General features: G+C 21.5%; 1 pseudogene. It reads left to right on the top strand.

What is annotated here, in order from left to right:
- A pseudogene (locus tag FUA24_RS25540) lies at positions 1 to 137 on the top strand (ubiquinone biosynthesis protein UbiA); the annotation flags it as partial.
- Positions 138 to 242: the final 105 nt, after the last annotated feature.

The following is a 242-nucleotide window of genomic DNA, read 5'->3' as shown; positions in this document are numbered from 1 at the left end:
TGTTTTTAATTATACTTTGGAAATCACAAACAAAAACACATTATTTAATACTTCACAACATTTTAAAATTTATTTTATTAGTAGGTGTTTTTAGTATTTTATTAATTGATGTAGGTGTTATTTTGAATAGAATTTAGAGCTGTTTTAAGGTGTTGAAACAGTTTTTTTAATGGCTTCTAATCAAATATAAATCAGTTGATAAAAAATCGAAAATCACAATTTAAAGCATATCTTTGTCAAAA

This window comes from Seonamhaeicola marinus, assembly GCF_008085455.1.
Note: the sequence above shows the minus strand (reverse complement) of the source record. Positions and strands in the feature narration are given on the sequence as shown.